At 60.5% G+C, this 25851-nt stretch carries 21 protein-coding genes; 17 read left to right on the top strand and 4 right to left on the bottom strand.

The window, feature by feature from the left end:
• Nucleotides 1-133 precede the first annotated feature (133 nt).
• Nucleotides 134-1288 carry an acetylornithine deacetylase gene (gene argE, locus AB4N47_RS24360; protein ID WP_076564492.1) on the top strand — a complete coding sequence of 385 codons (1155 nt, stop codon included), beginning with the start codon at nucleotides 134-136 and terminating at the stop codon, nucleotides 1286-1288.
• Between the two features lie 262 nt (nucleotides 1289-1550).
• Entirely contained in the window at nucleotides 1551-2852 is a 1302-nt protein-coding gene (gene argA, locus AB4N47_RS24365; RefSeq protein ID WP_016772647.1) for an amino-acid N-acetyltransferase, read from the top strand.
• Nucleotides 2853-2991: 139 nt separating this feature from the next.
• Here the strand turns inward: argA and tauA are convergent, their stop codons facing one another.
• The gene (tauA, locus tag AB4N47_RS24370; protein ID WP_341638294.1) at nucleotides 2992-3981 is read right to left on the bottom strand and encodes a taurine ABC transporter substrate-binding protein; all 990 of its coding nucleotides are present in this window, start codon (nucleotides 3979-3981) and stop codon (nucleotides 2992-2994) included.
• Between the two features lie 364 nt (nucleotides 3982-4345).
• Here tauA and AB4N47_RS24375 point away from each other — a divergent pair, with 364 nt between their 5' ends.
• The 8 genes from AB4N47_RS24375 to AB4N47_RS24410 all read left to right on the top strand — a co-directional run bounded on the left by AB4N47_RS24375 (nucleotide 4346) and on the right by AB4N47_RS24410 (nucleotide 11682).
• On the top strand, nucleotides 4346-5689 hold the full coding sequence (locus AB4N47_RS24375; RefSeq protein ID WP_122692354.1) for an OprD family porin: 1344 nt from the start codon (nucleotides 4346-4348) through the stop codon (nucleotides 5687-5689).
• A gap of 291 nt (nucleotides 5690-5980) precedes the next feature.
• Nucleotides 5981-6619, top strand: a complete 639-nt coding sequence (locus AB4N47_RS24380; protein ID WP_016772650.1) for a peroxiredoxin — start codon at nucleotides 5981-5983, stop codon at nucleotides 6617-6619.
• Nucleotides 6620-6933: 314 nt separating this feature from the next.
• Nucleotides 6934-7527, top strand: a complete 594-nt coding sequence (ssuE, locus tag AB4N47_RS24385) for an NADPH-dependent FMN reductase (protein WP_341638134.1) — start codon at nucleotides 6934-6936, stop codon at nucleotides 7525-7527.
• An 89-nt stretch (nucleotides 7528-7616) separates the two neighbouring features.
• Nucleotides 7617-8591 (top strand): sulfonate ABC transporter substrate-binding protein, encoded by a 975-nt coding sequence (locus AB4N47_RS24390; RefSeq protein WP_041476876.1) that lies wholly within the window; start codon nucleotides 7617-7619, stop codon nucleotides 8589-8591.
• Between the two features lie 25 nt (nucleotides 8592-8616).
• Nucleotides 8617-9765, top strand: coding sequence for an FMNH2-dependent alkanesulfonate monooxygenase (gene ssuD, locus AB4N47_RS24395; protein ID WP_016772653.1), 1149 nt, complete (start codon nucleotides 8617-8619; stop codon nucleotides 9763-9765).
• Between the two features lie 9 nt (nucleotides 9766-9774).
• Nucleotides 9775-10557: an aliphatic sulfonate ABC transporter permease SsuC gene (gene ssuC / locus AB4N47_RS24400; protein ID WP_085731497.1), complete on the top strand. Its 783-nt coding sequence runs from the start codon at nucleotides 9775-9777 to the stop codon at nucleotides 10555-10557.
• Nucleotides 10554-11360 (top strand): aliphatic sulfonates ABC transporter ATP-binding protein, encoded by an 807-nt coding sequence (ssuB, locus tag AB4N47_RS24405; protein WP_341638133.1) that lies wholly within the window; start codon nucleotides 10554-10556, stop codon nucleotides 11358-11360. The genes ssuC and ssuB overlap by 4 nt, the downstream gene beginning before the upstream one ends.
• Nucleotides 11361-11466: 106 nt before the next feature.
• Entirely contained in the window at nucleotides 11467-11682 is a 216-nt protein-coding gene (locus AB4N47_RS24410; RefSeq protein ID WP_003229256.1) for a TOBE domain-containing protein, read from the top strand.
• Nucleotides 11683-11819: 137 nt separating this feature from the next.
• Here the strand turns inward: AB4N47_RS24410 and AB4N47_RS24415 are convergent, their stop codons facing one another.
• Nucleotides 11820-12446, bottom strand: a complete 627-nt coding sequence (locus tag AB4N47_RS24415) for a TetR/AcrR family transcriptional regulator (RefSeq protein WP_341638132.1) — start codon at nucleotides 12444-12446, stop codon at nucleotides 11820-11822.
• Nucleotides 12447-12730: 284 nt separating this feature from the next.
• The gene (locus AB4N47_RS24420) at nucleotides 12731-14107 is read right to left on the bottom strand and encodes a glutamine synthetase family protein (protein ID WP_016772657.1); all 1377 of its coding nucleotides are present in this window, start codon (nucleotides 14105-14107) and stop codon (nucleotides 12731-12733) included.
• Between the two features lie 728 nt (nucleotides 14108-14835).
• On the opposite strand from AB4N47_RS24420, the gene AB4N47_RS24425 reads away from it, so the two are divergent.
• From AB4N47_RS24425 to AB4N47_RS24455, 7 genes are all read left to right on the top strand, one after another.
• Entirely contained in the window at nucleotides 14836-16194 is a 1359-nt protein-coding gene (locus AB4N47_RS24425; protein WP_016772658.1) for a glutamine synthetase family protein, read from the top strand.
• Between the two features lie 56 nt (nucleotides 16195-16250).
• Complete coding sequence (locus AB4N47_RS24430) at nucleotides 16251-17615, top strand: aspartate aminotransferase family protein (RefSeq protein ID WP_016772659.1); 1365 nt, start codon at nucleotides 16251-16253, stop codon at nucleotides 17613-17615.
• A gap of 171 nt (nucleotides 17616-17786) precedes the next feature.
• Nucleotides 17787-18899, top strand: a complete 1113-nt coding sequence (locus tag AB4N47_RS24435; protein ID WP_016772660.1) for a polyamine ABC transporter substrate-binding protein — start codon at nucleotides 17787-17789, stop codon at nucleotides 18897-18899.
• 186 nt (nucleotides 18900-19085) lie between these two features.
• Nucleotides 19086-20183 (top strand): polyamine ABC transporter substrate-binding protein, encoded by a 1098-nt coding sequence (locus AB4N47_RS24440; RefSeq protein ID WP_038860901.1) that lies wholly within the window; start codon nucleotides 19086-19088, stop codon nucleotides 20181-20183.
• 63 nt (nucleotides 20184-20246) lie between these two features.
• Nucleotides 20247-21389 (top strand): ABC transporter ATP-binding protein, encoded by a 1143-nt coding sequence (locus AB4N47_RS24445; RefSeq protein WP_016772662.1) that lies wholly within the window; start codon nucleotides 20247-20249, stop codon nucleotides 21387-21389.
• 35 nt (nucleotides 21390-21424) lie between these two features.
• Nucleotides 21425-22306 (top strand): ABC transporter permease subunit, encoded by an 882-nt coding sequence (locus tag AB4N47_RS24450; protein WP_177180879.1) that lies wholly within the window; start codon nucleotides 21425-21427, stop codon nucleotides 22304-22306.
• Nucleotides 22303-23193, top strand: a complete 891-nt coding sequence (locus AB4N47_RS24455; protein WP_122506169.1) for an ABC transporter permease subunit — start codon at nucleotides 22303-22305, stop codon at nucleotides 23191-23193. Before AB4N47_RS24450 ends, AB4N47_RS24455 begins: the two co-directional genes overlap by 4 nt.
• 200 nt (nucleotides 23194-23393) lie before the next feature.
• Here the strand turns inward: AB4N47_RS24455 and AB4N47_RS24460 are convergent, their stop codons facing one another.
• Nucleotides 23394-25805 carry a penicillin acylase family protein gene (locus AB4N47_RS24460; protein ID WP_341638131.1) on the bottom strand — a complete coding sequence of 804 codons (2412 nt, stop codon included), beginning with the start codon at nucleotides 25803-25805 and terminating at the stop codon, nucleotides 23394-23396.
• Nucleotides 25806-25851: the final 46 nt, after the last annotated feature.

Raw genomic sequence — 25851 nt, forward strand, 5'->3', positions numbered from 1 at the left:
GCGCAGCCGGGGGAATGGGTGGCTGCCAAGGCCGTGCAGTGTACAGGAGTCAAACTTCCTACGCCCTGCGGCGGTTTATTCCGCGCGCCGGATGGTTCTATAGTGGGCCTCAATCCGGGACCTGGAGTCAGTGATGCCATTGCCGTCCATGCAAGACCAGTTCGCCGCGCTGATTGCCGCGCCATCGGTCAGCTGTACCCAACCGAACCTGGACCAGTCCAACCGCGCCGTCATTGATCTGCTCGCTGGCTGGCTCGGTGACCTGGGTTTCAGCTGCGATATCCAGCAGGTCAGCCCCGGCAAATTCAATCTGCTCGCCAGTATCGGCAGCGGCCCCGGCGGCCTGGTGCTGGCCGGGCACAGCGACACCGTGCCTTATGACGACGCGTTGTGGCAGACCGACCCGCTGAAGCTCACTGAAGTCGATGGCCGCTGGGTCGGGCTGGGCAGCTGCGACATGAAGGGCTTTTTTGCGCTGATTATCGAAGCCGTGCGGCCGCTGCTCGATCAGCCGTTCAAACAACCGCTGCTGATTCTCGCCACCTGCGACGAAGAAAGCTCGATGTCCGGCGCCCGCGCACTGGCCGAGGCCGGGCAACCGCTGGGCCGCGCGGCGGTGATCGGCGAGCCGACCGGGCTCAAGCCGATTCGCATGCACAAAGGCATCATGATGGAGCGCATCGACATCCTCGGACAGAGTGGCCACTCGTCTGATCCGCGTCTGGGCCACAGCGCACTTGAAGCGATGCACGATGCCATCGGCGAACTGCGCGGTCTGCGCCTGTTGTGGCAGCGCGAATTCAGCAATCCACAATTCAGCGTGCCGCAACCGACGATGAACTTCGGCTGCATCCATGGTGGCGACAACCCCAATCGCATCTGCGGCCAGTGTTCGCTGGAGTTCGACCTGCGGCCGCTGCCGGGCATGGACCCGAGCGTGCTGCGTGCGGAAATCCTGCGCAAGCTCAACCCGGTGGCCGAGCGGCATAAGGTGAAGATCGACTACAAGCCGCTGTTCCCGGAAGTGCCGCCGTTCGAACAGTCCGAGGATGCCGAACTGGTGCGCATCGCCGAAAAGCTCACCGGCCATCGCGCCGAAGCAGTAGCGTTCGGCACCGAAGCGCCTTATCTTCAGCGCCTCGGCTGCGAAACCATCGTCCTCGGCCCCGGCGACATTGCCTGTGCGCATCAACCCGGCGAGTACCTTGAAATGTCACGTTTGCAGCCTACCGTGCATCTGATTCGACAGTTGATTGAACATTACTGCCTGACGACAGACGAACGATGATGGCCCTGTGTGGGAGCGAGCCTGCTCGCGACAGCGTTTCGTCAGTCGCCATTGATGAACCTGATCCACCGTTTTCGTGAGCAGGCTCGTTGCCACAGGGTTAAATGTCTTGCATCAACCCGGTAAATTGCCTGCACCCCAACCCGTATTCATGAGGAGAGCGCGCGTGTCGCCAAGCCTGTTCCGACGATAACCATCAGCCCGCTGTGCGTTTTTCGTTTCGCCCCTTTTTTCGGCTGCTCTTTATTACAGGCCCAGGTTCATGCCCGAATACGTCAATTGGCTTCGCCACGCGTCTCCTTACATCAATGCCCACCGCGATTGCACCTTCGTTGTCATGCTGCCCGGCGACGGCGTCGAGCATCCGAATTTCGGCAATATCGTCCACGACCTGGTCTTGCTGCACAGTCTGGGCGTGCGTCTGGTGCTGGTCCACGGTTCACGCCCGCAGATCGAAACCCGCCTCGCCGCCCGTGGCCTGACCCCGCATTACCATCACGGCATGCGCATCACCGATGCCGCGACCCTGGAATGTGTGATCGACGCGGTCGGCCAGTTGCGCATCGCTATCGAAGCGCGCCTGTCGATGGACATGGCCTCGTCGCCGATGCAGGGCTCGCGCCTGCGCGTGGCCAGCGGCAACCTCGTCACCGCTCGGCCGATCGGTGTGCTGGAAGGTGTCGACTATCACCACACCGGTGAAGTGCGTCGGGTCGACCGCAAGGGTATCAACCGCCTGCTCGATGAACGCTCGATCGTATTGCTGTCGCCGCTGGGCTATTCGCCGACCGGCGAAATCTTCAACCTTGCCTGCGAAGACGTCGCCACCCGCGCCGCGATTGATCTGGGCGCGGACAAGCTGCTGTTGTTCGGCGCCGAGCTCGGCCTGATCGACGAGAACGGCAAACTGGTGCGCGAACTGCGCCCGCAGCAAGTGCCGGCACATTTGCAGCGTCTGGGCATGAGCAACTATCAAGCGGAGTTGCTCGATGCCGCCGCCGAAGCCTGCCGTGGCGGCGTGGCGCGCAGTCATATCGTCAGTTACGCCGAAGACGGCGCGCTGCTGACGGAGCTGTTCACCCGTGACGGTGGCGGTACGCTGGTGGCGCAGGAGCAGTTCGAACTGGTGCGCGAGGCGGCGATTGAAGACGTCGGTGGCCTGCTCGACCTGATCAGTCCGCTGGAAGAGCAGGGCATTCTGGTGCGCCGCTCGCGGGAAGTGCTGGAGCGCGAGATCGAACAGTTCAGCGTGGTTGAACGGGAAGGCATGATCATCGCCTGTGCGGCGCTGTATCAGATTGCCGACTCTGATGCCGGTGAACTGGCGTGTCTGGCGGTGAATCCCGAGTATCGCCACGGCGGACGCGGCGACGAGTTACTCGAACGCATCGAAACCCGTGCGCGGGCGCAGGGCCTGAAAACCCTGTTCGTACTCACCACGCGCACCGCGCACTGGTTCCGCGAGCGCGGGTTCGAGCCGAGCAGCGTCGAACGCCTGCCAGCGGCACGGGCGTCGCTGTACAACTACCAGCGTAATTCGAAGATCTTCGAAAAGACCCTCTGAACAACAGCGAGGTCTCCTGTGGCGAGGGGATTCATCCCCGCTGGACTGCGCAGCAGTCCCCTTGCGTTTCCAAATGAAAACATAGGTGGTCGCTACGCGACCCAGCGGGGATAAATCCCCTCACCACAGGGTTCTGCATTCAGTCAGTGATGAATTTGGCGCTGACGTACGGCGAATAATCAGGCAGCACCGTCTCGACCTTGCCTTGTTCCTTCAGGAATTTCGCCGTTTCGGCAATGGCCTTCGCGGTGCCACCGTCCAGCAGCGCGGTGCTTTCCTGTGCCTTGGCATCCGGGAACGCCGAACCGGCCAGCAGTTCCGGTACATCTGCTGCGTTGGCACCGGTCAATTTGGCGATTTTCTGCACAGGCACCGAGTCGGCCGTCCAGCTGTCTTTGTGTGCGGCGTAATCAGCGAACGAGTCCAGGGTGACCTTGGCAAACTTGGCCACGACCTCGGGATGCTTCTCGGCAAAGTCCTTGCGCGTCACCCACACCTCGAAGGTAGGCGCACCCCACTGGCCGACCTGGGCGGCGTCGGTCAGGGTCTTGCCGGTCTTGCGGATCTCGCCCAGCGCCGGCGACCAGACAAAGGCCCCGTCAATGTCGCCACGCTTCCACGCGGCGGCGATTTCCGCCGGTTGCAGGTTGACCACTTTGACTTGCGAGGTATTCAGGCCCCAGTGCTTCAGCGCCCCAAGCAGACTGTAGTGCGAGGTGGACACGAACGGTGTGGCGATGGTTTTACCGATCAGGTCCTGCGGTTTGTCGATGCCGCTGCCGTTGCGCACCACCAATGCTTCGGCGGCATTGATCTGTGCCGAAACGATGAACGCCACGATCGGCAGATTGCGTGAAGCAGCTGCTGCCAGTGGGCTTGAGCCAAGGTTGCCGATCTGCACGTCGCCAGAAGCGATGGCAGTGACGACTTCCGGGCCGCTATTGAAACGACGCCAGTCGATCTTCTCGCCGATGGTTTTTTCATAGACACCATCGGCCTGCGGCACTTTGCTCGGATCGATCCCGGTCTGGTAGCCGACCGTCAGACCGGCGGCATGTGCGGAAAAAGAAAACAGTGCCGACACACAAACTGTAACAAATTGACTTGATAGTGCGCGTTTCGCCATGATGCGTCGCCTTTTCGATGGGATTTGCCGTGTTGGGAGTACGGCAAAGCTAATCGATCTAAAAAAAGGTCAACAAATACCATTTAGGAATGAGCTTAGGCGCCGATACGCTGTTTCCCGGCGAAGAGGGCCATTAATGGGCCATATACCAGAATGGTATGAAAAAGAATGAATAAATTCTTTTTGGGATTATCAGGAAGTCTTTACGCTGCAGGGGCCCAATCACTTGCGATTAGACGATGGTCGTAGACACACAAGGTTACGATTGACTTGGCAGTCACGGTCTGGCGCTAATCGCGCATCTTAGGATTCAGGGCAAATCGACCCCGAACCAGGAACACAAGAATTAGAACGAGAGGAGCGATACATGAACAAGTCCACCTTGGCCCTGGCTGTGGCCGTTGGGGTTATGGCGCAGCAGGCAGGCGCCGCCGGTTTCATCGAAGACAGCAAGGCTACTCTGGGTCTGCGTAACTTCTATATCAACACTGACAACCGTGACGGCGCTGGCGCCAACAAAAACGAAGAGTGGGGCCAAGGCTTCGATCTGCGTTTCATCTCCGGTTACACCCAAGGCACCGTAGGTTTCGGTCTCGACGCCATCGGCCTGCTCGGCATCCGTCTTGATTCGGGCGGCGGCACCAACGGCAACAGCGGCACCGCTTACGGCGGCACCGTGTTCCCGAGCGAGTCCAACGGTAAAGCCGTGGACAACTTCTCCAGCCTGGGTCTGACTGCCAAAGCCAAGATCTCCCAGACTGAATTGAAGCTCGGCACCCTGCAGCCAAAATTGCCGGTAATCGTCACCAACGACGGTCGCCTGCTGCCACAAACCTGGCAGGGCGGTCAGATCACTTCCGGCGAGATCAAGGACCTGACCCTGGTCGGTGGTCAGATCGAAGCGGTAAAAGGTCGTAACTCCAGCAACAACGAAAACCTCTCGATCGGTGGTGCCAACTCCCGTGGCACGGCTTTCCGCGACAGCAACAAATTCATCTACGCCGGTGGCGACTACAAGATCACCAAAGACCTGACCGCCCAGTACTACTACGGCAACCTGGAAGATTTCTACAAGCAGCATTTCCTCGGTCTGGTACATAACTGGTCGATCGGCCCGGGTGTGTTGAAGTCTGACCTGCGTTACTTCAACAGCTCCGACGACGGCAAGAACGGCACTGACTCGGCTTACTACAGCTCGGGTAACTACACCGGTTTCCGTAACGGCCGTGGTGAAGTCGACAACAACCTGTACAGCGGCCTGTTCCTGTACACCGTTGCCGGTCACACCTTCGGTGGCGGTTACCAGGTTTCCAACGGCAGCAGCGACTTCCCTTGGCTGAACCAGGGTGACGGTTCGTCGAACTACACCATTACCGACATGCAGATCCAGAAGTTCGGCCGCGCCGGCGAGAAAACCTGGCAGGCTCGTTACTCCTATGACTTCGCCAAGGTCGGCGTACCTGGCCTGACCGCCGGTGTGGTTTACCTGAAAGGTGACAGCATCGACACCGTGGGCACAAATGGTCGTGAGAGCGCGTCTAACCGCTCCGAGTGGGAACGCGACTTCACCATCGGTTACGTAGTACCGGAAGGCCCTTTCAAGAACGTCGGCCTGATGTGGAAAAACGCTGTATGGCGCACCGACCTGCCGAACACCCGTTCGCAGGACGAAAACCGTCTGATCGTCAGCTACTCGATCCCGCTGCTGTAATAGCGCTCGAGCAACTGAAGCAAAAAAAGCCCCGTCCGGCATCGCGCCGGACGGGGCTTTTGCGTTTCGAGTCAGGCTCACCCCCGTAAGCCCTTCTCGATTTCCCTCTTTGCTGCAACTCAAGGCCTTCTCGAACCTTGCAACCGATGTTCGTCGCGATGCGGATCGGTGTCCAATGAACAGATGTTTAATATTCACTAATGATCTAGATCTCTAGTTATTTATTCTTTTTCACGCTGATTGATCCCGAGCTACAGTTGTTGTCTCCCATCCCTCATCAGGAGCAGCACCATGAGCCTCAGACTCGGCGACATCGCCCCCGATTTCGAACAGGACTCCAGCGCAGGCAAGATTCGTTTTCACGAATGGCTGGGCGATAGCTGGGGCGTGCTGTTCTCCCACCCGGCGGACTTCACCCCGGTGTGCACCACCGAGCTGGGCTTCACCGCCAAGCTCAAGGATGAGTTCAGCAAACGCGGCGTCAAAGCCATCGCGCTGTCGGTCGACCCGGTGGACTCGCACCACAAGTGGATCGAGGACATCAACGAAACCCAGAACACTATCGTCAACTTCCCGATCCTCGCCGATGCCGATCGCAAGGTCTCCGATCTCTACGACCTGATCCACCCGAACGCCAATGACACGCTGACCGTGCGTTCGCTGTTCGTCATCGATCCGAACAAGAAGATCCGCCTGACCATCACCTACCCGGCGAGCACCGGGCGTAATTTCCACGAGATTCTGCGGGTGATCGACTCGCTGCAGCTCACCGACAACTACAAAGTCGCCACCCCGGCCAACTGGCAGGACGGTGAAGAGGTGGTGATCGTGCCGTCGCTCAAGGATGAGGACGAGATCAAGCAGCGTTTCCCGAAAGGCTATCGCGCGGTGAAGCCGTACCTGCGCCTGACGCCGCAGCCGAACAAATAAGATTTGCGGTGTAGTCACCGCCGCTTTCGCGAGCAAGCTCGCTCCCACATTTGCAATGCATTCCCCTGTGGGAGCGAGCCTGCTCGCGACGGCGTCAGCTTAGGCACTTGAGAATCCAGAATGACAACGCAGGGGAATTTCGGCCGTTTCGACGGCCTTTTTTTCGCTTGGATTTTGCTCGGTGGTATATCTCTAAAACGCATAACCAAATGAACAAATATGATTTATGGATATATAAATCAGCTGGTAAGGTCACTGTCATTGAAGCGAGATCGCAGCCTGCGAATCGCCCGTAACGCTTAAAGGAATCTGCAATGCTGGTCGTCTCACTCGGTGGCAGCCCCAGCCTGCGCTCCCGTTCCGGGGTGCTGCTGGAGCGCTCGCAACGCTGGTTGCAAAAGCAAGGGGTGGAAGTGGTGAGTTATCAGGTGCGGGACTTCCCGGCCGAGGATCTGCTCCACGCGCGCTTCGACAGTCCGAAGGTCCTCGACCTGCTGCAACAGATCGCAAACGCCGATGGCCTGCTGATCGCCACGCCGGTGTACAAGGCCTCGTTTTCCGGTGCGCTGAAGACCCTGCTGGATCTGCTGCCGGAGCGTGCCTTGAATCACAAGGTAGTCTTGCCGATGGCTACCGGCGGCAGCATCGCCCACATGCTGGTGGTCGATTACGCCCTCAAGCCTGTGCTGTCGGCACTCAAGGCCCAGGAAATGCTTCAGGGCATTTTCGCCGAGGATAGCCAGATCGCTTATGGCGAAGGCAGTGCCGCCGCGCAACTGGCGCCGGCCCTGGAGCAGCGCTTGCACGAGGCCCTGGACCAGTTCATCGGCGCCATGGCGCGCCGGCCGAAACCGCTGGAGCCAGGCCTGCTGAACGAACGTTTGTTGAGTGCTCGCTGGAGCATTTAAGCCTTATCGAAATTTGAAGTACTGGCCTTACTCGCCCGCCAACGGGCAAGCAGGTGCAGCCACAACCCAACAGCAAAAAGGAGAGCGCTATGCGCACTGTATTTTTGCGTCGTGGTCTGGTCGCTCTGTTTGCTGCGGCTGTCACCTTCGGCGCCATCACCCAAGCTCAAGCCGAGACATTGCGGATCGGTTATCAGAAGTACGGCACGCTGGTGCTGCTCAAAGCCAAAGGCACGCTGGAAAAACGCCTCGCCGCGCAAGGCGTCGACGTGCAATGGACGGAATTCCCTGGCGGCCCGCAGTTGCTCGAAGGCCTCAACGTCGGCTCGATCGATTTCGGCGTGACCGGCGAAACCCCGCCGGTTTTCGCCCAGGCCGCTGGCGCCGATCTGCTCTACGTCGCCTATGAACCGCCAGCGCCGAACAGCGAAGCGATCCTCGTGCCGAAAGACTCGCCGATCAAATCGGTGGCCGATCTCAAAGGCAAGAAAGTCGCCCTGAACAAAGGCTCCAACGTGCACTACCTGCTGGTGCGTGCACTGGAAGACGCCGGCCTCAAGTACAGCGATATTCAGACCGTGTTCCTGCCGCCGGCCGATGCCCGCGCTGCGTTCGAGCGTGGCAGTGTCGACGCCTGGGTCATCTGGGATCCGTATCAGGCCGCTGCCGAGAAACAACTGCAAGCGCACACCCTGCGCGACGGCAAAGGCATTGTCGACAACCACCAGTTCTATCTGGCGACCAAACCTTACGCGCAGAAAAATCCCGAGGTGATCAAGACCCTCGTCGAGGAAGTCCGCGCGGTGGGTGAATGGTCGAAAGCCAATCCCGAAGACGTGACGCAACAGGTCGCGCCGCTGCTGGGCCTGCCGGCGGACATCACCCTGACCTCGGTGAAACGCCAGGGCTACGGCGCGCTGTTCCTGACCCCGGAAGTGGTTGCCGCGCAACAGAAAATCGCCGACACGTTCTTCCAGCTCAAGCTGATTCCCAAGCCGTTGAGCATCAAGGATGTGATCTGGACCCCGCCGGCCGCTGTGGCCCAAAGCTCCCAAGCCCAGTAATTCGAATCCACAAGGAGACCACTCCATGAGCCTCAACATCTTCTGGTTCCTGCCAACCCACGGCGACGGCCATTACCTTGGCACCGCCGAAGGCGCCCGCGCGGTTGATCACGGTTACCTGCAACAGGTCGCGCAAGCGGCGGATCGTCTGGGTTTTGGCGGGGTGCTGATTCCCACCGGGCGTTCCTGCGAAGACTCGTGGCTGGTGGCGGCCTCGCTGATTCCGGTGACCCAGCGTTTGAAATTCCTCGTAGCCCTGCGCCCCGGGATCATTTCCCCGACGGTCGCGGCGCGCCAGGCAGCAACGCTGGATCGCTTGTCCGGCGGGCGTGCGCTGTTCAATCTGGTCACCGGTGGCGATCCGGAAGAATTGGCCGGTGACGGACTGTTCCTCAATCACGAAGAACGCTATCAGGCCTCGGTGGAGTTCACCCGCATCTGGCGCCGTGTGCTGGAAGGCGAAACCGTCGATTACGATGGCGAGCACATCAGCGTCAAGGGTGCCAAGTTGCTCTATCCGCCGATCCAGCAACCGCGTCCGCCGCTGTATTTCGGTGGCTCTTCGGAAGCGGCGCAGGATCTGGCGGCCGAGCAGGTCGAGATGGTTCTCACATGGGGCGAGCCGCCGGCCGCGGTGGCCGAGAAGATCGCACAAGTCCGGGCCAAAGCCGCCAAACTCGGCCGTACCGTGCGCTTCGGCATTCGTCTGCATGTGATCGTGCGTGAAACCAACGCCGAAGCCTGGCAGGCTGCGGACCGGCTGATCTCGCATCTGGACGACGACACCATCCAACGTGCCCAGGCTTCGCTGGCGCGCTTCGATTCGGTCGGCCAGCAACGCATGGCCGCGCTGCACGGCGGCAGCCGCGATAACCTTGAAGTCAGCCCCAACCTCTGGGCCGGCGTCGGTCTGGTACGTGGCGGTGCCGGTACTGCGCTGGTCGGCGATGGCCCGACCGTGGCCGCGCGGGTCAAGGAATATGCGGATCTTGGTATCGACACCTTCATCTTCTCCGGTTATCCACACCTCGAAGAATCGTATCGCGTGGCCGAGCTGCTGTTCCCGCACCTCGACGTCGAACGCCCGGAACTGCCGAAGAGCGCCGGTTACGTCAGCCCGTTCGGCGAAATGGTCGCCAATGACATCCTGCCCAAAGCCGCGTCGCAGAGCTGAGGCGCAGCCATGAAGAAACTTATCCACAGCCTCGCGCCCTGGGCGTTGCCGGTGTTGCTGCTGGCGGTGTGGCAGTTGTCGGTGTCGGCGGGCTGGTTGTCGACACGGATTCTGCCGGCACCGGTGGCGGTGATCGAAGCCGGTGTCAGTCTGGTACGCAGCGGCGAGATCTGGACGCACCTGGCGATCAGCGGCTGGCGCGCGGCACTCGGTTTTACCATCGGCGGCAGCATCGGCCTGGTGCTGGGCTTCATCACCGGCCTGTCGAAATGGGGCGAGCGCCTGCTCGACAGCTCGGTACAGATGATCCGCAACGTGCCGCATCTGGCGCTGATTCCGCTGGTGATCCTGTGGTTCGGGATCGACGAGTCAGCGAAGATTTTTCTGGTGGCGCTGGGCACCTTGTTTCCGATTTACCTGAACACGTATCACGGCATCCGCAACGTCGACCCGGCGCTGGTGGAGATGGCGCGCAGTTATGGTCTGAGCGGTTTCAGCCTGTTCTGGCAAGTGATTCTGCCGGGTGCGTTGCCGTCGATTCTGGTCGGCGTGCGCTTCGCCCTGGGCTTCATGTGGCTGACGCTGATCGTCGCTGAAACCATCTCGGCCAGCTCCGGCATCGGCTATCTGGCGATGAACGCTCGAGAGTTCTTGCAGACCGACGTGGTGGTGCTGGCGATCCTGCTTTACGCGGTGCTCGGCAAACTCGCCGACCTCGCCGCCCGTGGACTTGAACGTGTGTGGCTGCGCTGGCACCCGGCCTATCAGGTTGCCAAGGGAGGTGCGGCATGACCGCTCAACAACCTCCACGCTTGTTGCGCGGGATTCCGCTGGCGGTGCGCAACCTGCAAAAAACCTTCGGTGCGCGGCAGGTGCTGCGCGACATCGATCTGCACATTCCGGCGGGCCAGTTTGTCGCCGTGGTCGGGCGCAGTGGTTGTGGCAAGAGCACGTTCTTGCGCTTGCTCGCCGGCCTCGATCAACCCACTGGCGGCGAGCTGCTGGCCGGCTCCGCGCCGCTCAGCCAGGCACGCGACGATACGCGGCTGATGTTCCAAGAAGCGCGGCTGCTGCCGTGGAAGAAGATCATCGACAACGTCGGTCTCGGCCTCAAGGGCAACTGGCGCCAGCAAGCGCTGGATGCACTGGACGCCGTGGGTCTGGCCGATCGCGCGGATGAGTGGCCGGCGGCATTGTCCGGTGGCCAGAAGCAACGCGTGGCGCTGGCCCGGGCGCTGATTCACCAGCCGCGTCTGCTGCTGCTCGACGAACCGCTCGGCGCACTGGATGCCCTGACCCGCATCGAGATGCAGCAACTGATCGAACGGCTGTGGCAGCAACACGGTTTTACCGTGCTGCTGGTGACCCATGACGTCAGTGAAGCGGTGGCGATCGCCGATCGGGTGATTCTGATCGAGGACGGCGAAGTCGGCCTCGACCTGCACGTCGAACTGCCGCGCCCCAGGGTGCGTGGCTCGCATCGCCTCGCCGCACTGGAAACCGAAGTGCTCAACCGTGTTTTGTCCCTGCCCGGCGAACCGCCGGCGCCGGAACCCGTTTCACCCCTGCCTACGCAATTGCGTTGGGCGCAATGAAGCAGCTGCAAGCTTCAAGCTACAAGCCGCAAGAACAAGCCTGGTGCTTTTACTTGCAGCTTATAGCTTGCCGCTTGCAGCTCATTTCGATCCTAGGAGAAATGCCATGACTATCAAAGCCATCAACGTGCGCAACCAGTTCAAAGGCTCGATCAAGGAAATCGTCCTCGGCGACGTGCTGTCGGAAATCGACGTGCAGACCGCTTCGGGCATCGTCACTTCGGTGATCACCACCCGCTCTGTGAAAGAGCTGGAGCTGGTGGTCGGCAGTGAGGTAATCGCCTTTGTGAAATCCACCGAGGTGTCGATCGCCAAGTTGTAAGTCGGTGAACAAAAAACAACCCCGGAGGGTGTGAGCCCTGCGGGGTTTATTTTTTGAAGATCAAAAGATCGCAGCCTTCGGCAGCTCCTACATTTGGAACGCATTCCCATGTAGGAGCTGCCGAAGGCTGCGATCTTTTAGCGTTTAGGTAAATACGGCGGTAGATAGAGGCTGATATAGGCATCAAACACGCGCATCCCTTCCTCGGCCATGCGCGGGGTGATCTGCCCGTGCTGCTGCACCGAACGGGCATACACCCGGTCGCCCAGTTCCATCGCCAAGGCAAACACATCGACATCGTCCGGCAGCCTCGGCAATTCGAAATGCTGGTCGAACAGCTTGTGCATCAGGTCGCCCAGTTCCAGATCGTGCTGGCGGTCGGCCTGGGTCACTTCGGTCAGGCCGTGTTGCGCCAGGATCAATTGCCGCGCGGCTGCGTCTTCGTCGTAGATCTCCAGCATGCGCTGTTCGACCAGTCGCGACAGATCACGCCAGTCACGCAAAGCATCGTGATCGATCGGCGCTTGCAGGCAAGCGCGGAAGGCTGCGTGGACATCGGCGGTCAGGGCTTCGAGCAGCGCCGGTACGCTGGCGAAGAAGTGATACACGGAGGAGGGCGGAATCTGCGCGCGCTCGGCGACGCTGTAGATCGACAGACTGGCCACGCCCTCGGCCGCCAGCAGCGTGCGCGCGGCGTCGAGTATCGAATCGATCCGCGCCTGACTGCGGGCACGGGGTTTGCGAACGGTGGCGGGACGCGTCATGGAAGTCTCCTGCGGGGCAGCGGGCATTGTACGAGGCGGTTCAGGTGTTGTCTGCCAGTACCCTGTGGCGAGGGGATTTAGCGAAACGTCGCACCGCCCCGTTCGGCTGCGCAGCAGTCGTAAACCCTGAGAGCCGGGTATTCCTGACACACCGAGTGGGATGGATTTGGGGCTGCTTCGCAACCCAACGGGGATAAATCCCCTCGCCACAGGTTTTATGTTCGGCCATAAAAAAACGCCGCTGGCTGAATCAGCCAACGGCGTTTTTTGAAGCTGCAAACCGTTTAAACGGTATGCAGATACCAGTTGTACTCAAGGTCGGAGATGGAGTGTTCGAACTCCTCCAGCTCGCTTTCCTTGCAGGCGACGAAGATATCGATGTACTTCGGATCGATGTACTTGGCCATCACCTCGCTGTCGTCCAGCTCGCGCAGGGCATCGCGCAAGTTGTTCGGCAGGCTCTGTTCGTTCTGCTCGTAGCTGTTGCCTTCGACAGGCGCGCCCGGTTCGATCTTGTTGACCAGACCGTGGTGCACGCCGGCCAGTACCGAAGCCATCAGCAGGTACGGGTTGGCGTCGGCGCCGGCCACGCGGTGCTCGATACGTACGGCATCGGCAGAGCCGGTCGGTACGCGAATCGCCACGGTGCGGTTGTCCAGGCCCCAGCACGGCGAGTTCGGTACGTAGAACTGCGCGCCGAAGCGACGGTAGGAGTTGACGTTCGGGCAGAGGAAAGCCATCTGCGCCGGCAGGGTCTCGAGCACACCGCCGATCGCGTGACGCAGCGCGGCGTTCTGCTCGGGATCCTCGCTGGCAAAAATGTTTTTGCCGGCTTTGTCCAGAATCGAAATGTGCACGTGCAGACCGTTGCCCGCCTGGCCCGGATACGGCTTGGCCATGAAGGTGGTGTCCATTTCATGGTCGTAGGCGATGTTCTTGATCAGACGCTTGAGCAGGACCGCGTAGTCGCAGGCCTTGATCGGGTCGGCGACGTGGTGCAGGTTCACTTCGAACTGCGCCGGGGCACTTTCCTTGACGATCGCATCGGCCGGGATGCCTTGCTCTTTGGCGCCTTCCAGGATGTCCTGGAGGCAGTCGACGTATTCGTCGAGGTCGTCGATCAGGTAGACCTGCGTCGAGTGCGGGCGTTTGCCGGAGATCGGCGAGCGTGGCGGCTGCGGACGGCCGTTCACGTTTTCCTGGTCGATCAGGTAGAACTCGAGTTCGAAGGCGGCGCAGATGGTCAGGCCGAGCTCGTCGAACTTGGTCACCACCTGGCGCAGCACTTCACGGGGATCTGCGAAGAATGGGTCGCCTTCGAGTTCGTGCATGGTCATCAACAGTTGCGCGGTCGGGCGCTTCTGCCATGGCTCGTTGCACAGGGTATCGGGGATCGGATAGCAGATGCGATCGGCGTCGCCGATGTCCAGGCCCAGACCGGTGCTTTCCACCGTGGAGCCATTGATATCCAGAGCAAATAGAGAGGCCGGCAGGTTGATGCCTTTCTCGTAAACCTTGTGGAGGCTGGTGCGTTCGATGCGCTTGCCGCGCACCACACCATTCATATCCGCAATCAGAAGGTCAACGTACAGAACCTCAGGATGTTCCTTAAGGAACGCGTTCGCTTCGTTAAGCTGAACGGCACGCGGGGGTACCGACATGATGCAACACCTTTGTTGTTAAAAATATCAATCATTGATCTTTTCTGGTTTCAGTCAACCCGAACGGCCTGCCGAAGTCAAGCGAGGCCTTTTTTGCCCCGAAAAAGCGCTTGAAGGGCGTTTATGGGGCACTTTGGGGCGTTTTTTCAAACCTTGAACGTTGCTCAGCCGCGGGCTTGAGCAGGCCGTGTTGTATTTTTTACGGGGGTGTTGTGTAAAAAAATGAACAAGGCTAAGCTCCGGTCAAACCCATAACAGCAATAATACCGGGGTGCTTCATGTCTCGCCTGCCGTTAATCGGCATCACCGACTGCTCGCAACAGTCCGGTCTGCATGCTCATCACATCAGTGGCGATCAATCCGTCCGTAGCGCAGCCAGCAAGGCGCGCAGCCTGTTGACGAGACTCTCGTCAACATCCGGCAAAACGGCAGCGTCCGATATTCTGGACGTCGGGCACAGCATCCGCTTTATGGCGTCTCCTTTCACTATAGAACTCTTTCCCTCCCAAAGCCCGTGCCGCACTCAGCGTCATGCTTGTGATTCTGCACGTTTGCAAAGTGCACGGGAAATGCAACGCCAGCGTCAAGGGCAGGTAAGCTCCTCTTTCATTGTCTATGCGCGGTGCCAGGCGTAAGCCGGCACTGCGCGAGCAAGCCCCCTTTAACGCGACGCCGCAAGCGTCAAAATTGCCTGACATCGCGTCAGGAGACTCAGCCCAGAGGCATTTATGAGTAACAACCTCGACCAGCTCACCGATTGGTTGAAAGACCGCAAGATCACAGAAGTCGAATGCATGATCGGCGACTTGACCGGTATTACCCGGGGCAAGATTTCGCCGACCAACAAGTTCATCGCCGAGAAAGGCATGCGTCTGCCGGAGAGCGTGCTGCTGCAGACCGTGACCGGCGACTACGTCGAAGACGACATCTATTACGAACTGCTCGACCCGGCCGACATCGACATGATCTGCCGTCCCGACCAGAACGCCGTGTACCTGGTGCCGTGGGCCATCGAGCCGACCGCGCAGGTGATCCACGACACCTACGACAAGCAAGGCAACCCGATCGAGCTGTCGCCACGCAACGTCCTCAAGAAAGTCTTGAAGCTGTATGCCGACAAGGGCTGGCAGCCGATCGTGGCGCCGGAAATGGAGTTCTACCTGACCAAGCGCAGCGACGACCCCGACTATCCGTTGCAGCCGCCGATCGGCCGCTCGGGCCGTCCGGAAATCGGCCGGCAGTCGTTCTCCATTGAAGCGGCGAACGAATTCGACCCGCTGTTCGAAGATGTCTACGACTGGTGCGAATTGCAGGAGCTGGACCTCGATACGCTGATCCACGAAGACGGCACCGCGCAGATGGAAATCAACTTCCGTCACGGTGACGCCCTGTCGCTGGCCGATCAGATTCTGGTGTTCAAGCGCACCATGCGTGAGGCCGCGCTCAAGCACGACGTGGCGGCAACGTTCATGGCCAAGCCAATGACCGGTGAGCCGGGCAGCGCCATGCACCTGCACCAGAGCATCATCGACATTCAGACCGGCAAGAACGTCTTCTCCAACGAAGACGGGACCATGAGCCAACTGTTCCTGCACCACATCGGTGGGTTGCAGAAGCTGATCCCCGAGCTGTTGCCGCTGTTCGCGCCGAACGTCAACTCGTTCCGCCGCTTCCTCCCGGACACTTCGGCACCGGTAAACGTCGAGTGGGGCGAAGAGAACCGTACCGTCGGCCTGCGCGTACCGGATGCCGGCCCGCAGAACCGCCGCGTGGAAAACCGCCTGCCGGGCGCCGACGCCAACCCGTACCTGGCGATCGCCGCGAGTCTGCTCTGCGGCTACATCGGCATGGTCGAGGGCCTGAACCCGAGCGCGCCAGTGGTCGGCCGTGGTTACGAGCGCCGCAACCTGCGCCTGCCGCTGACCATCGAGGACGCGCTGGAGCGTATGGAAAACAGCGCGACCATCGAGAAGTACCTCGGCAAGACCTTCATCACCGGCTACGTCGCGGTCAAGCGGGCCGAGCACGAAAACTTCAAGCGCGTGATCAGTTCGTGGGAGCGTGAGTACCTGCTCTTCGCCGTCTGATACGCCGGGCGCGGCGGCCAGCCGTCGCGCCTTCACCGATAACAAGGAGAATTGGCATGACCAGCAACAACCCGCAAACCCGTGAGTGGCAAGCGCTGAGCAGCGATCACCACCTGGCCCCGTTCAGCGACTTCAAGCAACTGAAAGAGAAGGGCCCGCGGATCATCACCAACGCCAAGGGCGTTTATCTGTGGGACAGCGAAGGCAACAAGATCCTCGACGGCATGGCTGGCCTCTGGTGCGTGGCGATCGGTTACGGTCGCGATGAGCTGGCCGATGCCGCCGCGAAACAGATGCGCGAACTGCCTTACTACAACCTGTTCTTCCAGACCGCACACCCGCCGGCGCTGGAACTGGCCAAGGCGATTGCCGACGTGGCGCCGGAAGGCATGAACCACGTGTTCTTCACCGGTTCCGGCTCCGAAGGCAACGACACCATGCTGCGCATGGTCCGTCATTACTGGGCGATCAAAGGCCAGCCGAACAAGAAAGTCATCATCAGCCGCAAGAACGGTTATCACGGTTCTACCGTGGCCGGCGCGAGCCTCGGCGGCATGACCTATATGCACGAGCAGGGCGACCTGCCGATTCCGGGCATCGTCCACATCGCGCAGCCGTACTGGTTCGCCGAAGGCGGTGACATGTCGCCGGAAGAGTTCGGCATCTGGGCGGCCAATCAGCTCGAAGAAAAGATTCTCGAGGTCGGCGTCGACAACGTCGGTGCCTTTATTGCCGAGCCGATCCAGGGTGCCGGCGGCGTGATCATTCCGCCTGATACCTACTGGCCGCGCATCAAGGAAATCCTCGCCAAGTACGACATCCTCTTTGTTGCCGACGAAGTGATCTGCGGCTTCGGCCGTACCGGTGAGTGGTTCGGTAGCGATTTCTACGACCTCAAGCCGCACATGATGACCATCGCCAAGGGCCTGACCTCCGGCTACATCCCGATGGGCGGATTGATCGTGCGTGATTCGGTGGTGGCCGTGCTCAATGAAGGCGGCGATTTCAACCATGGCTTCACTTACTCCGGCCACCCGGTGGCAGCCGCTGTGGGCCTGGAAAACATCCGCATCCTGCGCGACGAAAAAATTATCGAGAACGCCCACAACGAAACGGCACCGTATTTGCAGAAACGTCTGCGCGAGCTGAACGATCACCCGTTGGTGGGTGAAGTTCGCGGCGTCGGTCTGCTGGGGGCGATCGAGCTGGTGCAGGACAAGGCCACGCGCAAGCGTTACGAAGGCAAGGGCGTGGGCATGATCTGCCGGCAGTTCTGCTTCGACAACGGCCTGATCATGCGCGCGGTGGGCGACACCATGATCATCGCGCCGCCGCTGGTGATCAGCAAAGCGGAGATCGATGAGCTGGTTACAAAGGCACGCAAGTGTCTGGACCTGACCCTCGGTGCGCTGCAGGCCTAGGTGCTAGGCTTTGGGCGGGGGAGCTGCGGCGCACTCGCTCAAAGCTGTCAGAAAGGCTGGTCTTTTGTTGAAAGACCGCCTCGGATCTTGCCAGACTAGCCGCGGTTCCAGTTGTCCGGGTTCGGCCGCTGAACAAAGTGGTTCAAAAAAGAAAAATTTGGAGCATGACGCATGAAGGCATTAGGTAAAAAGCTAGCTGGCAAGACTCTGCTCGCGCTGTCCATGGCGGGCATGATGGCGGGTGCGGTGCACGCGGACGACAAGGTGCTGCACGTCTACAACTGGTCCGACTACATCGCGCCGGACACCGTGGCCAACTTCGAAAAAGCCACCGGGATCAAAGTCGTCTACGACGTCTTCGACAGTAACGAAACCCTGGAAGCCAAGCTGCTGGCCGGCAAGTCCGGTTACGACATCGTGGTGCCTTCCAACAATTTCCTCGCCAAGCAGATCAAGGCCGGCGTTTACCAGGAGCTGGACAAGTCCAAGCTGCCGAACTGGAAAAACCTCGACGAAGACCTGCTCAAGGCCGTTGGCGATGCCAGCGACCAGGGCAACAAACACGCCTTCCCGTACATGTGGGGCTCGATCGGCATCGGCTACAACCCGGCCAAGGTCAAGGCTGCGCTGGGCATCGACAAGATTGATTCGTGGGACGTGGTGTTCAAACCGGAAAACATCGAGAAACTCAAAAGCTGCGGCGTGAGCTTCCTCGATGCCCCGACCGAAATGATTCCGGCGGCATTGCACTATCTGGGCAAGCCGACCAACAGCAAGGACAAGGCTGACCTGAAAGCCGCCGAAGACCTGTTCCTGAAGATCCGTCCTTCGGTCGCCTACTTCCATTCGTCCAAATACATCTCCGACCTGGCCAACGGCAACATCTGCGTCGCCGTCGGTTACTCGGGTGACCTGGAGCAATCCAAGACCCGCGCTCAGGAAGCCGGTGACAAGGTCAAGCTGGCCTACACCATTCCAAAAGAAGGCGCCGGTACTTTCTACGACATGGTCGCCATTCCCAAGGATGCCGAAAACGTCGAAGCCGCCTACAAGTTCATGAACTACCTGATGGAGCCGCAAGTGATGGCCGGCATCACCAACGCCGTGCGTTTCCCGAACGGCAACAAGGCGGCGACGCCTATGGTGGACAAGGACATCACCAGCGACCCGAGCATCTACCCGTCGGCTGAAGTGAAGAAACAGCTCTATGCGATCAGCGATCTGGACGCCGCCACACTGCGTCTGATCACCCGCAGCTGGACCAAGATCAAATCGGGCAAATAAGCCGGTTTGTCGCCACAACCACTGGCCGTCGTCGTCGCGACGGCGGCCAGCGGATAATTAAATGACAGAAAGTTTTGCTGGATCGGTTTTTCGAGGGTAAGTTGCGCGCCGGTTTTGTTGTCGGGCAGCCATGGCTGTCATGCAGCGCGGGGCAACTTGGGCCCAATCAATTTAGAGGACCTCCACTTGCCTGTATTTTCTTCTTTGCGCAAAGCCCTGCTGGCCGCTGCCGGCCTGACAATCGCTGTCGGAGCCCAGGCCGCCGGTACGGTGCATATTTATAACTGGTCCGATTACATCGGCGAATCGACCCTGGCCGACTTCGAGAAAGAGACCGGGATCAAACCGGTCTACGACGTTTTCGACTCCAACGAAACCCTGGAAGGCAAGCTGCTCGCCGGGCGTACCGGTTACGACGTGGTCGTGCCGTCGAACCACTTCCTTGGCAAGCAGATCAAGGCGGGCGCGTTCCAGAAGCTCGACAAGGCGCAGCTGCCCAATTATTCCAACCTCGACCCGGTGCTGCTCAAGCGCCTGGAGCAGAACGATCCCGGCAACCTCTACGCCGTGCCGTATCTGTGGGGCACCAACGGCATCGGCTACAACGTCGACAAAGTCAAGGCCGTGCTAGGTATCGACAAGATCGATTCCTGGGCCGTGCTGTTCGAGCCGGAAAACATCAAGAAGCTGCACAGCTGCGGTGTCGCGTTCCTCGATTCGGCTGATGAAATGATGCCGACGATGCTCAATTATCTGGGCCTGAACGCCAACAGCACCAACACCAAAGACTACGAAAAGGCTACCGCCAAGTTGCTCGCGGTGCGTCCATACGTGACCTATTTCCATTCCTCGAAGTACATCGGCGATCTGGCCAACGGCGACATCTGCGTGGCCATCGGTTTCTCCGGCGACATCTTCCAGGCGAAGAACCGTGCCGAGGAAGCCAAGAAGGGCGTCAACATCGCCTATTCGATCCCGAAAGAGGGCGGCGCGCTGTGGTTCGACATGCTGGCGATCCCCAAGGATTCGTCCAACGTCAAGGAAGCCCACGCCTTCATCAACTATTTGCTGAAACCTGAGGTGATCGCCCAGGTCAGTGATTACGTCGGTTACGCCAACCCCAACCCGGGTTCGGACAAGCTGATGGAACAATCCATTCGCACCGATGAAGCGGTTTACCCACCGCAAGCAGTCCTCGACAAGACCTACGTGTCGACCGAGTTGCCAGCCAATATTCAGCGTTTGATGACCCGTAGCTGGACCAAGGTCAAGTCGGGCAAATAACGCACAAACTATCCAGGGTTCGTCTTGCGGGGCGAACTGCTGCTTCTGTTGGGAGTTTCGTAAATGGCAGTTGCCTCCGGCGCCTACAAGAAAGCCCTCGAGGGCGACCAGACACCAAAACAGGTGCTGGTCAAAATCGACCGGGTCACGAAGAAGTTCGACGAGACGATTGCCGTGGACGACGTGTCCCTGGAAATCAAGAAGGGAGAAATTTTTGCCCTGCTCGGCGGTTCGGGATCGGGCAAATCCACCTTGCTACGGATGCTTGCAGGCTTCGAACGGCCCACGGAAGGGCGGATTTTCCTCGACGGCGTCGACATCACCGACATGCCGCCGTACGACCGTCCGATCAACATGATGTTTCAGTCCTACGCACTGTTCCCGCACATGACCGTGGCGCAGAACATTGCCTTCGGCCTGCAGCAGGACAAGATCCCCAAGGCTGAAATCGACGCCCGCGTGGCCGAGATGCTCAAGCTGGTGCAGATGAGCCAGTACGCCAAGCGCAAGCCGCATCAACTGTCCGGCGGTCAGCGTCAGCGCGTGGCCCTGGCCCGCTCGCTGGCCAAGCGGCCGAAGCTGTTGCTGCTCGACGAACCGATGGGCGCACTGGACAAGAAACTGCGTTCGCAGATGCAACTGGAACTGGTGGAAATCATCGAGCGCGTCGGCGTGACCTGCGTGATGGTGACCCACGACCAGGAAGAGGCCATGACCATGGCCGAGCGCATCGCGATCATGCACCTGGGCTGGATTGCGCAGATCGGCAGCCCGATCGACATCTACGAAACCCCGACCAGCCGTCTGGTCTGCGAATTCATCGGCAACGTCAACATCTTCGAAGGCGAAGTGATCGACGACGCCGAAGGCCACGCGACCATCACCTGCAAGGACCTCGACCGGCAGATCTACGTCGGCCACGGCATCAGCACCTCGGTGCAGGACAAGTCGGTCACCTACGCGATTCGTCCGGAGAAGCTGCTGGTCACCGCCGACATGCCGACCTGCGAGTACAACTGGTCGAGCGGCAAGGTCCACGACATCGCTTATCTGGGCGGACACTCGGTGTTCTACGTCGAATTGCCGAGCGGCAAACTGGTGCAGTCGTTCGTCGCCAACGCCGAACGTCGCGGCGCGCGTCCGACCTGGGGCGATCAGGTCTACGTGTGGTGGGAAGACGATAGCGGCGTGGTACTTCGCTCATGAACATGCGCAAATTCAAACGCCGTATAAACCGAATCATCCCCAATGGCCGGCAGCTGGTCATCGGGGTGCCGTTCATCTGGCTGTTCCTGTTCTTCATGCTGCCGTTCTTCATCGTCCTGAAGATCAGCTTCGCCGAAGCCGACGTGGCGATCCCGCCGTACACCGAGATCTACACCTACGCCGAGCAGAAGCTGCAAGTGCTGCTGAACCTGGGCAACTACGCGTTGCTTGGTGACGACGAGCTGTACATCGCGGCCTATCTCGGCTCGCTGAAAATGGCCTTTATCAGCACCTTGCTCTGCCTGCTGATCGGCTATCCGATGGCCTACGCCATCGCCAGCGCGCGCAAAGAGCTGCAAACGGTGCTGGTGCTGTTGATCATGATGCCGACCTGGACGGCGATCCTGATCCGCGTCTACGCGTGGATGGGCATCCTCAGCAACAACGGCCTGCTCAACGGCTTCCTGATGAGCATGGGCCTGATCGACGAGCCGCTGCAGATTCTCAATACCAACCTGGCGGTGTACATCGGGATTGTCTATTCGTACCTGCCGTTCATGATCCTGCCGCTGTACGCCAACCTGGTCAAACACGATCAGAGTCTGCTGGAAGCTGCGTCTGATCTGGGTTCGAGCACCTTCAACAGCTTCTGGAAAATCACCATTCCGCTGTCCAAGAACGGCATCATTGCCGGCTGCATGCTGGTGTTCATTCCGGTGGTCGGCGAGTTCGTGATCCCGGAACTGCTCGGCGGTCCGGAAACCCTGATGATCGGTAAAGTGCTCTGGCAAGAGTTCTTCAACAACCGCGACTGGCCGGTGGCGTCCGCCCTGGCGGTGGTGATGCTGGCGATCCTGATTGTGCCGATCATTCTGTTCAACCGCAGTCAGGCCAAGGAAATGGAGGGTAAAGAATGAAGCGCTTCCGTTTCTCCAGCCTGATGCTGGTACTGGGTCTGCTGTTCATCTATCTGCCGATGCTGATCCTGGTGATCTACTCGTTCAACGCCTCGAAACTGGTGACGGTGTGGGGCGGCTGGTCGATCAAGTGGTACGTCGGCCTGCTCGACAACTCGCAACTGATGGGCTCGGTGCTGCGCTCGCTGGAAATCGCCTGCTACACCGCGGTTGCTGCGGTGGCGCTGGGTACCCTGGCCGCCTTCGTGCTGACGCGCATCACCCACTTCAAGGGCCGCACGCTGTTCGGCGGCCTGGTGACTGCGCCGCTGGTGATGCCGGAAGTGATCACCGGTCTGTCGCTGTTGCTGCTGTTCGTGGCCATGGCGCAGATGATCGGCTGGCCACAGGAACGCGGCATCGTCACCATCTGGATTGCGCACACTACGTTCTGCGCGGCGTATGTGGCGGTGGTGGTGTCGGCGCGTTTGCGTGAGCTGGACCTGTCGATCGAAGAAGCGGCGATGGATTTGGGTGCACGGCCGTGGAAGGTGTTCTTCCTGATCACCATCCCGATGATCGCGCCGTCGCTGGCGGCGGGCGGCATGATGTCGTTCGCGCTGTCGCTGGATGACCTGGTGCTGGCGAGCTTCGTGTCCGGCCCGGGTTCGACGACCCTGCCGATGGAAGTGTTCTCGGCCGTGCGCCTGGGCGTGAAGCCGGAAATCAACGCCGTGGCCAGTCTGATTCTGCTGGCGGTGTCGCTGGTGACCTTCCTCGTCTGGTTCTTCAGCCGCCGCGCCGAAGAAGCCCGCAAGAAAGCCATCCAGCAAGCCATCGAAGAAAGCGCGGCTGATTCGTGGAAGCAACCGGACGCACGCCGCGCGCCTGCGCCGCAATCGGCTTGAGCAATATCAGGTTGGCCTCAACCCTGCGGCCAACCCGGTTGTAAATGTGGGAGCGAGCCTGCTCGCGAACACGGAGTGTCAGTCGACTCAGATGTCGGCTGACCCAGGGCTTTCGCGAGCAGGCTCGCTCCCACATTTGGAATGCAATCTCCTGTGGGAGCGAGCTTGCTCGCGAAAGGGCCGGTGCAGATTGCATCAATCTATCGCGCAGCCCGCGCAGGCAGCAGCTTCAACGTACTGCGCGTATTCGCCAGCACCTCTTCCTCGCTGAAATGCGCCTGCACATAAATCCCCTCCACATACGCCTCGGCCTGATCGTCATAGTGACTGTCCAGTGGCACGCCACTCTGGCCGACCGGATTGATCGTCAGGCTATGGACCGGATCGGCGAAGTCCACCAGGCGTCGGGTCGACGGTCCATAGGTCACCGGCCATGGCGCCGGGCCGATCTTCGCCGAGAGGTTGTTCGGCACTTCGTGGCTGCCCGGCGCTGCGAACGGGCCGACGTTGAACAGGCGATCCAGCGGCTTCTGCTGCCCCAGCGGATGGCCGTGGGTGAGGGTGTGCGCCGCGCCCCACTGCCAACCGGCCACGTTAGCGCCGAGGGTCAGTTTCAGATGCGCCATGCTTGCCGCCCACGCCGTGCGCACGACATCGGCGCGGGTTTCTTTGGCTGGCGTGCTGCGATTGTCCCACCACGGTGAGTCCGCCTTGGCCGCTAGACGTGGCAACGCCGAATCGATTACCCGCGTCGACAGCAGTGTCTCGAAGAAGTCATTGCCCAACTCATCGCGCATCGCCGCATCGGCAAGGTCGTAGAGGAACTGGTTGAACACCGTCGCGCTGATCGAATTCAGCGGATAGTCGCCGGGCCACTGCGCCAGTTGCTCGACCAGTTTCAGCTGCGCCGGATCACTGACCACCTCACGCAACACCGGCAACAGTGGCGCCAACAGACGCGGGCCGTAACCGGTCGCCGTGCCCAGTTGCAGTTGCTGGTTGGCCTCGTTGCTCCACTTCACCCGGTTGTCGCTGAGCTGACGGTCAAGCTGCTGACCACGATCGGCAAGGTTGTAGTAACCGGGAATCTCCATGCCGGTCGGCGACACGGGCTGGAAGTTGGCCGAGACGATATAGCCGCGCGCCGGGTTCTCTTCCTGCGGGTTGGCGCTGAACGGATAGTAGCCGTCCTTGTCCGCCTCGGGCGTGCTGCCGTCGAGGATGAAGCCCGGTTTTACCCCGGCCGGACGTTTGGGCAGCAGCGCCGAGGCCCACCAGGCGATATCGCCCTTGGCGTTGGCGTACACCAGATTCAGACCCGGCGCCTGGACTTTCGCCGCCGCAGCGCGGGCCTTGGCCAGGGTATCGGCGCGGTTCAGCTGGTAGAAACCTTCGAGGATCGGATTCGGTGTTTCGAGGAATGCCCACCACATCGCAATCGGGGTCTTGCCGGCAGCGCTGCCGAGGGCATCGTTGACGATCGGCCCATGCGGCGACTGGCGCAAGGTGATGGTCACTGGCGCCTGACCCTTCACATTGATCTGCTGCTCGCTGACGAGCAGGTCGGTCCACTGGCCGCGATACCAGACCTGATTGGGGTTGGCCGGGTTGACCTTTTCGGCGATCAGGTCGAGATCGTCGTTCTGGAACATGGTCAGGCTCCAGCCGAAATCGAGGTTGTGTCCCAGAAACGCGAACGGCACCAGTGCCTGATGATGGCCGTACAACTCGAAACCCGGCGCCGACAGCTGCGCCTCGTACCACACCGACGGCACCGAAAAGCGGATATGCGGATCGCCGGCCAGCAACGGCTTGCCACTCTGGCTGCGGCTGCCGGCAATCACCCAGGCGTTGCTGCCCTCAAACTGCGGCAGGCCGTTGTCGAGCAGCGCCTGTTCGCTGAGGCGGGCGAGGGCGGTGAGGTCCTGCCAGTCGCCGGCGGCGAGGGCCGGTGCGTGCCGGGTGTGATCGGTGGCCAGAACGCCTTTGGCCTGCCAGTCGAGATCGAACACATCGAGGTAATCGGCGCCGAGCTGATCGCGCACGTAGGTCAGCAGCGGCTCGGTGCGAAATGCGGCGGCAAAGCTATAGGCCATGTAACCGGCGACGCTAATGCTGTCTTCGGCTGTGAACGGCCGCTTGGGGATGCTCAGCACGTCGAACTCGATCGGCGCGGCGTGGCTGTCCTGATATTGGTTGATGCCATCCAGATAGGCTTGCAGGCCCTTCCATGCCGGCGACTGCTTGTCGAGGCTGGCGACGTAACTGGCCGCACGCTCGCGGATGCGCAGGCTGCGGAACAGTTTGTCGGTGTCGAGCAGTTTCGGCCCGAGCACTTCGGCCAGCTCGCCCCGGGCGAGGCGGCGCATGGCTTCCATCTGGAACAGGCGGTCCTGCGCGTGCACATAACCGAGGGCGCGATAGAGGTCGGTTTCGTTCTCGGCGCGGATATGCGGCACACCGCGCTCGTCGTAGCGCACGGTCACCGAGCCTTGCAGATTGCGCAGCTCGACCTGGCCCTGGCGCGTCGGCTGCTTGCTGTAGATATACCCGCCGGCGGCGCCGAGCAGGACAACGATGAGCAAGGCAACGACGATCAACGCACGCTTCATGGTGACTCCTTGTGCAGGCGAAAAGGCCGCCCGTCGGGCTGCAAAC

The organism is Pseudomonas sp. S3_G06, assembly GCF_054667565.1.